The organism is Mesorhizobium sp. M7A.F.Ca.US.011.01.1.1 (assembly GCF_003998295.1).
Taxonomy (GTDB): domain Bacteria; phylum Pseudomonadota; class Alphaproteobacteria; order Rhizobiales; family Rhizobiaceae; genus Mesorhizobium.
Map to the genome: position 1 here is coordinate 25,073 of NZ_RZRT01000057.1, position 7,952 is coordinate 33,024.

Annotated in this window: 5 protein-coding genes and 1 pseudogene; 1 reads left to right on the forward strand and 5 read right to left on the reverse strand. The window is 58.5% G+C overall.

Annotation, left to right across the window (positions count from 1 at the left end):
* Positions 1-29: 29 nt before the first annotated feature.
* Complete coding sequence (locus tag EOA13_RS30545; RefSeq protein ID WP_164780427.1) at positions 30-1,157, reverse strand: RHE_PE00001 family protein; 1,128 nt, start codon at positions 1,155-1,157, stop codon at positions 30-32.
* Between the two features lie 276 nt (positions 1,158-1,433).
* Between EOA13_RS30545 and EOA13_RS30550 the strand changes: the two genes are divergently transcribed.
* The gene (locus tag EOA13_RS30550; RefSeq protein ID WP_127297135.1) at positions 1,434-2,366 is read left to right on the forward strand and encodes a recombinase family protein; all 933 of its coding nucleotides are present in this window, start codon (positions 1,434-1,436) and stop codon (positions 2,364-2,366) included.
* A 289-nt stretch (positions 2,367-2,655) separates the two neighbouring features.
* On the opposite strand, the gene repC is transcribed toward EOA13_RS30550, so the two are convergent.
* The 4 genes and pseudogenes from repC to EOA13_RS30570 all read right to left on the reverse strand — a co-directional run.
* Complete coding sequence (repC, locus tag EOA13_RS30555) at positions 2,656-3,999, reverse strand: plasmid replication protein RepC (RefSeq protein ID WP_127297136.1); 1,344 nt, start codon at positions 3,997-3,999, stop codon at positions 2,656-2,658.
* Between the two features lie 155 nt (positions 4,000-4,154).
* Positions 4,155-5,141: a plasmid partitioning protein RepB gene (gene repB / locus EOA13_RS30560; RefSeq protein WP_127297137.1), complete on the reverse strand. Its 987-nt coding sequence runs from the start codon at positions 5,139-5,141 to the stop codon at positions 4,155-4,157.
* 73 nt (positions 5,142-5,214) lie between these two features.
* Positions 5,215-6,422: pseudogene (repA, locus tag EOA13_RS30565) on the reverse strand (plasmid partitioning protein RepA).
* A gap of 704 nt (positions 6,423-7,126) precedes the next feature.
* A partial coding sequence (locus EOA13_RS30570) for a DUF4143 domain-containing protein (RefSeq protein WP_164780429.1) occupies positions 7,127-7,952 on the reverse strand: 826 nt, incomplete at its 5' end.

The following is a 7,952-nucleotide window of genomic DNA, read 5'->3' on the forward strand; positions in this document are numbered from 1 at the left end:
ATAGAATCTTACGGCGAATGGCTGCGGACCTAAACAATTCCCCAGGCACGGAACCTTCCCCTGCCCGTCATCTCGCGCAGGCCAAGCTCGCCGACCAGATTGAGCGCCCCCTGTTTTGTCACCTTTAGCCGCTCCTGGATCATGCCCGCCGAGACGAGCGGCCGCGACATGACGAGCTCGACCAGTTCGGGCAGTTTCGAGCTGGCGCGCCGTTGTTTGAGCCGCCGTTCCATCTGGCTTTTGGCCAGCACCAACCGATCGTGTTCCTTCAGGCCAGCCACTGCTGCGTCGTGAATGGCATCGAGCAAGGCGAGCAGCCGATCGCCGCGATTGCGCGCCCGCCGCCGCTCGCGCGGAATGTTTTTCGCACCGAGATGCAGGCTGGCGAGATGGTGGGCGGCGAGCCCTTCCTGGCGCAGCAGCGCGGCAACCAGCAGTGGCCCGAGCCACGTGGCATGCTGCAGCACCTCGATGTCCGACCACGCTTCGAGCAGGATCGCCGCTTGCAGGACGACTGGCAGATCGCGCGTCCTGGCGATCACAGCCTGCCATTCAGCCAGCCGCTCTTCTTCATTCCAGTCGAGATCGTAAATCAGGTCCGGCCGGTCGTCGGGGCGCGTCGCTTTCGCCGGCACGTCAGCGCCGCTGAGAATCCTCGACGAGCGCGCCAGGACGGCATCGATCTCGGCAAATTCTTCGGCCAGCAGATCGGCCTCAACGTCATCGCGATCGTCGGCTTCCACAGAGGCAGTTCCAGCCCCCTCCCCGTCCCGGCTTTTTTGGCTCGCCGCCGGCATGGCGCCGCCGCGACCGGTCAGCGCCAAAAAACCGTCGCGGCTGAGCGCCCAGTCCGGCTTTTGCGCAAAAATCAGCCGGCGGGTTCGCAGCACCGCGTGCGCCCGAGTGAGTTCGTGGGTCGGGGTGCGGATGTCCATGTGGGCGTCGTGCAGCACGAGGTCCTCGAGGTGGACGAGTTCGCCCTCGAGCCAGAGCGCCGAAGCCGCGTCGGCAAAATGCTGGCGCTCGACAAAGCCGTCGCGGACCGGCGAACGGGCGACCCGCTCGTCGAGGCGGACCAAAATCTCGGTCGCGCGGGCAACCGGCCCGATCAGGGTTTCCAGGGGCAGTTTGTCGAGTGTGTAAGCCATTGTTTTCATGATGGCTGATTCGCGTTGGTCAAGCTAGTGAGCGCATCACTGGACTTACGTCGTGTTTCTTCACGGACAAACATCACTATCGATAATGACCTCATATCGGGACTGTACAGCACCACGCCCTGGGACGGTCAGGAGGCTAGAAAACGTTGATTTTCAGGCTCATCGAAGCCGTAGGAGTTATGCAAAAGGGCCACTAGAGACGTTTACAAACGATCGTTTGTTGATATCTTCGGTGTTTGTACAAACGCCTCTTTCCCATGCTGAGAGACGCCGCGAATGGCCCGTGAAGCGCAAGATCGACGCTCCGGACGACCAAGAGGCCGGCAAATCGGCTACGCGCGCGTGTCGACGGACGAACAAGCGACGGAAGCGCAGGAGATTGAGCTGCGATCGGCCGGTTGTGACGTCGTCGTTCAGGAACATGGATCCGGTGCGTCGAGAGCTCGTCCGGCCCTACTGCGGTTGATGAGCGACATCGGCGCCGGCGATGTCTTGGTCGTCGTGCGTCTCGATCGCCTTGCGCGCTCGGTCAGCCACCTTCTTCAGGTGATCGAGGATCTGACTGAGAAGGGCGCGCATTTCCGATCTCTCCGAGATCCAATCGACACGTCGACGCCACAGGGCATGTTTTCGCTACAGGTACTCGGCGCCGTCGCCCAGCTCGAGCGTGCGCTGATCTCGGAGCGGACCAAGGCCGGCATCATCGCTGCACGATCGAAGGGGCGGCTGCCAGGCAATCCTGGTATCCGGGAGCGCAGGCCCGAAGCCCTGGCGAAGATGACAGCGGTGCAAAAGGCAGCCTATGGCCGACGGCTACAATCAACGATGAACCAGTGGCTTCCGACGGTCCGTCGGATGCGACCAGACCATAACTGGGACGACATCGCTCGGGTCCTGAACCAGCGCGGCCTCGACTGGACGCCTGAACGACTGCGGCGGGCAGTGAGGTGGCTCGTCACCGAGCACCTGGCCGAATCCACACTGCTAAAGCGGGCGTCTCCTCTGCCTCCCGAAGATCGCCTGATGACTCTTGTGGCAGGGATTTCGCAGTCTAACCCAGATCTGTCGCTCCGCGACATCGCTGGCCAGCTCGAGCGTCTGCATGAGCGGACCCCACGAGGAAGCGCAAAATGGTCTGCCTCCTCAGTCAAGAACCTGCTCGATCGAGCCCGACGGCTTGGACTCGTCGCCGAACTACCCGCGAGCTGACCGCCATCCCGCTGCAGAACAGTCCTCAGTTTACGGTCCCTGGCTGACGCTCAACATTCCGGAGCCGCTTGTACGCGGCCCAGGCATCAGCTGGAACGGCGCTGCCGGCCCGCGCCAGCCAAGCCGCACGATCGGATTCGGTAATCGAATTCCACCACACCATCCCGGCGGTTTCATCGGACGTCGGTTCCTGGGCGTGTTGGTTTTTCATGCCTTCGATGCTCTCATAAAACGCTCGTCCCGACAAGCGCTGCAGCCACCGTCCACGGATCGAAAACCGCCCGGCTGATCATGATCCGCGCCCTGGCTTGTCGAGGCTGCGGCGCAACGCATCGCTGATTTCCAGCCGGGATTCGGTGCGCACAACCTTGCCTGCCGCCTCCAAATCGACGGCAGCGGCTTCAGCTCCGGTTCCGGTCGTCTTCGACGCGTCAAGCTTGGCCCGCAACAAGGCCATCACCATCGGCCAGACCGAGAACTTTCCGACTTTTGCTCGATCTGTCAGGCTGCGCAAATAGCCGCCGGCGCTGTTGATCTGGTCCTGCCGCTGGTAGATCGCGGCAATGGTAATCGCCGCCTGCTGCTCACCCATTGCCGTTCGCGCTTCCTCCCAGGCGCTCGGGCTGACGCCCATGGACGGTCGGGCAACCTCGGCCGCGGCCAGAAATTCACGCCAGTTGCGGATTCCGCCGCCGCCCTTCACCAGCCAAAGCATGTTCGGGCAGGCATCCAGCACGATCCCTAGCGGCAGTTCGCGTTTCGGTAGGCTCCGTACGTTGTTGGTATTCGCAACGTTGCCGTCCGCTTCATCCCTATTTCCTGAGCCGCTTTCAGATTCAAATTTAGAGTCTGGTTTTGAATTCTGTATGTGGCGTCCATTTCGGGACTCATTGGCGTCCACTTTCCGTGTTTTTACAAATGATTCTAATGCCTCACGCACTTCAGCCCAAAGGCCTTCAAGCTCCTCGGCAATCGCCTCGAGAGTCTGCCTAGGTGCAGTGCGTGGTATCTGACCAACAATTGCCTGGTAGGCCTGCTGGACCCTGCCCCAGTTCGCCGGCACGCCTTCCTCAATCCCGGCGTCGATCATCTTGACGATGTCACGGCGGCATATGGTTAGCCGCTCCTTAACGAGGCGAAAGGCCTTCTTCTCAGATCTGACCGCTTCCGCAAGATTCTTGAACTCCTCAGCGCGCGCCACGATCGGCGAGATGTCAAAGCCATAGGCCTTCTCGATCTCGCCCCCCTGACCCTTCCGGGCGAAGCGCTTGCCGTTTGGGCTGTCCCGACGGATGATCAAGCCGCACTCGACCAGAACGGCCAGGTGCCGCCGTAACGTCGTTGGGGGCATTCCGTTGGCGCGGCGGATCAGCTGCTCGTTGGATGGCCATACAACCAGTTCGCTGTCGCCATAAAGCGCCGTGTCCGGATGGAACGACAACAGCGCGTCGAGAATAGCCAGAGCGCGATCGGTGGCGCCCAGAGCGATCCTGGCGTCCTTGATATCTTGGAAGACATGCCATTTGTGGACTGTCGCGTCCTTCGGCACCGCCCTTGCGGTGACTTGGCTTGAAATCATGCCAAGCGTCATCGGCCGCCGCCCAAAGGGCGTCGTCGCAATATTCGTCTCCATTTTCTTTCACCCTCGATTAGGCAAAAGAAACCTGCTCGCCAAAACGACGCCAATGACTCTTGACAGTGATTCGTGGAGATGCGATTCTCAGTCAGCTACTACGGAGAAGGGCTTCCACGACGAAAGTCGCTTGGGGGCCTTTTTCTTTTGCGGTTTCAGTCTCCTGTTGCTGCTTTCTCCGTCTTTCTGAAGGCCTCGTAGAGTCCCTGCAGATTGTCGGAAATCCAGTTTCCAAAGCGGCTGCCATCCGTCTCCTTTACGGCGATCGTGACGGCCTTCCCTGCTCTCTGAACGCTGACGCTAACCGACTTGTCATCCGGAGCCCACGATTGGACGCCGGGTTTCACACTGGCCTTGCGGACGCGCTTTTCCTTTACGTTCAGGGCCATGAACAACTGCTCAAAGCGTCGGTTACTCTCTAGCCCGCTGAATTCGGATTCGGAGAGGATTTCATCGACTATGTCCGATTTCTTGGCGACCAGCAGGGATAGCTCAACCCACCGCTCGCGGCCTATAGATGGAGCTGATCCAATTTTACTTATGACAGATGGCGGGATCCGTGTAGCAACCGACACCATTTTCGAGACGGCGGCGGCGTTCGCAGCCAATGCCGACGAGATGACATCTCTGTCGTAATTCAACTCCTCGAGACGCTTTGCGAACATCGCCTTCTCAATAAAACTAAGATTTGCTCGGGCAGAATTCTCCTGGCCCTGAGCAATGACATGAGCTTTGTCGTCGATCTCCTTGATGACCGCCCTAACCTTCCGTTGGAGATCTCGGGCCACCCGGACACGCCGATGCCCAAAGACGATCATGAAGCGGCCTTCGATGCTCGGGTGGGGCCGCACAAGAATGGGGGAATCCTGACCCCTCTGCTGAATCGCTTCCAGCAGTTCCTGATACTGTTCCCTGTCGTCATCCATGCGATCGGAAACGAACGAGCCGTCAATAGCGTCCGGGTCGAGTTCGACTACATGCTCACCTTCAAGGTACGCATCCGCCTGCTTTGCCAACTCATTAACGGAGCGGATCATTGATTTCGAAGCACCGCGAATCGGATAGGCCGCAGTTGAACTAGATGTCGGCTGGTCGTCTGCCTCCGTCTCTGCGAGGCCGGAAAGAAGATTCTTACGTGCCATCTTGGTCTACCTCTGGATACAACCTAGTCTGTTGAAAGCGCTGCGTAAAAGTCCGTTTTTGTCAGCGGACAAGTCAGCGCCCCCATGCTTTATGTATCAACGTCGCGATTTCTCCGTTTACGACATCGAGTGCATCCATTGCCCGCTCGTATGTGGAACGAGTCATCGCGTTTTTTCGACTTCGTAGAGGCTCTGCTTGGTAATCCCCGCATCAGAAATCGCCGTGGATTTCAGCATCTGGTTCTTGAGGATGAACTCACCAAAAAGCGTATGGAGGAACGCCACCATTTGTGCTTGCGGCTGATCCGTCGGCTCGTATCGCGTTATAAGGTAGCGATACCACTCCAGGTTCACCTCGGCACCCGCTGCCCGGATTGGCTCCAGAATATTCCCGAGCATCAACAGGAATTGGCCCATTGACATGACATCGAGCATCTGCGGATGGATCGTTATCAAGACTGACGTTGCAGCGGTCAACGCTGTAATCGTCAAATAGCCCAGTTGCGGTGGGCAATCGATAACGACGACATCATATAGGGCATCGACCTCCCCCAATGCCGTCGAGATGCGCGTGAAGAAGGCCCTTCCCACGTTAGACGTCCTGTCCGTCATTGCCAAAGGCGTGTCGTATTCGAATTCTTGCAACTCAAGGTTCGCTGGGACGATATCCAGTCCTGGGAAATTTGTTGGCCTGATGATTTCCGAGAGAGTAACCTTCTCGTCGTCGTAGCGGATCGCATCGTAAAGCGATTTCGTCTGGTCGAGTTCTGGCTGGAACCCGTGCAGTGAAGACAGCGACGCCTGGGGATCAAGATCGACAGCCAATACACGGTGTCCCGTCAGAGCGAGATACTGGGCGAGATGAGCTGCTGTCGTTGTTTTGCCGCTACCTCCCTTGAAATTAACCACAGCTAGGATTTGAAGTTTCTCGCCCGACCGACGATGGGGAACATACATGCGGGCGTCGGAGCGCCCGTGTTGGTCAAGGTATTGGCGTAGCTCGATCATTTGCCCGGCCGTGTAGGATCGTCTGCCAGAGGACGAGGTTTCAGGTACTGGGCCTTTGCCCTCTAGATGTAGTTTTTTCAAATGGCTCTGAGAAACACCGAGATACGTCGCCACCTCCGCCAACGAAAAAGAACGCAAATTCTTCTTGGCGTGGGGAGGAAAACGCTGCATCGAGAGAAGGTGCAGCTTCTTTGATATCTGATCCCCTTGTTCGAGAATGCGTTTCTCGAACAGCAATGGGGTTTTCGCGGGAACGGGCGAACTCACGTTCATTCGATCAAGACTCTCTAAAAACGATTTTTGGCGGAATGTGGCCAAGCAACCGTCATTATGTCCGATTCGTTCGAACCAGCAAGAAGTTTTAAGTTAACAAGAGGTTAATGCCCTCTGATCGCACGCTACGTGGCATAACGAATATAATCTGATTCAAAGAATTGAATACGCTTCGCAATTTGCCGATTTTGTCAGCGGACAAGAAACCTCCCTTTTGAAGTTGCCCTTTGGCACCGGGCAGGAGCTTCCAGTTCGGCCGGGCCACGTGCTGGGCATCGCCTAGCAATAGACGTCAGCAAGGCCGGGCGATGTGAGTGAAGACCCGTTTCAATGACATGCGCGTAGTAGTCGGCCCGAACTTGTCAGCCACGATGAGCAGTAGTAATTCGACCTCGGCGATTGCCTTGTCCTGGACGATCGAGGTCATGGGACACGACAGACTGCACGGCGCGGCCATCTCACACCGGGCAATCAGATCAACAGCGAAAGCGGCTCTCTCAGAAATCCGCGGAGCGGGCCTGAAACGAGTAATGTCTGGGCGGACTAATGCTCATCGCAGTGTTTCGGGCGAGGGTCGAGGCGCAGGCTAGGCCGCGACTAACGCTTTGAGAAGACCTCAGCGGGTCAACAACGGAGTGAAATAAAGGCGCTGTGTGCCGGATGGGGGCGGGTAGTTGGGGACAGAGAGTCGGGCGAAGAGCCTATCAGCCAAGTTGGACCAGCGTTTTCGCAAGGAAATGAAGTGGCACTGCCTCGACGTCATGTTTCAGCGGAAAGCGCTCTGCTCCCGGATAGACAACGAGGCGACGGATAGGACCTACGTCCTCGCACGCCAGATGAAAGCCCTTCTCTACTTTTGGCGTGAGGCTGCGCTTAATTTCGATCGCCCATGGGCGGCTGCCTGGAGGGGTCAAGAGGAGGTCGATCTCGGCGCCGGCGGATGTGCGATAGAAGTTAGCTGCTGTGCCGGATGGTGCGACCGCAATCAACGTCTCAATAACAAATCCTTCCCAGCTGGCGCCGGCCACGGGATGAGCGAGAACGTCCTCAAGGGTTGTCAGTCCAAGCAGCGCATGTGCAATGCCGCTGTCGCGCACGTAAACCCGCGGCGACTTGACCAGACGTTTTCCGACATTTGCATGCCACGGCTCGAGCCTTCGCACCAGCAGCAGATCGACTAGCAGGTCGAGGTACGAGGCAATTGTCTTGCCATCGACTCCGAGGGCCCGGGCAAAGTCGGCAGCGTTGAGGAGGCCGGATTGATGATGTGCCAGCATGGTCCAGAAGCGGCGCAGCGTTTCGGCCGGAATGCGAGGCCCGAGCAGCGGGATATCGCGCTCGAGGTAGGTGCGGATGAAGTCCTGCCGCCACCGCTGACTGGCGCGGTCGCTCGCCGCCAGAAGGCTGTCGGGAAAGCCGCCGCGCACCCACAAGGGGTTCAACTGTTCGGCCGGCACCTCCAGTCCGTCAATCGGATGCATCTCAAGATAAGCAATGCGGCCAGCGAGCGTCTCGCCAGTCTGCCTGAGG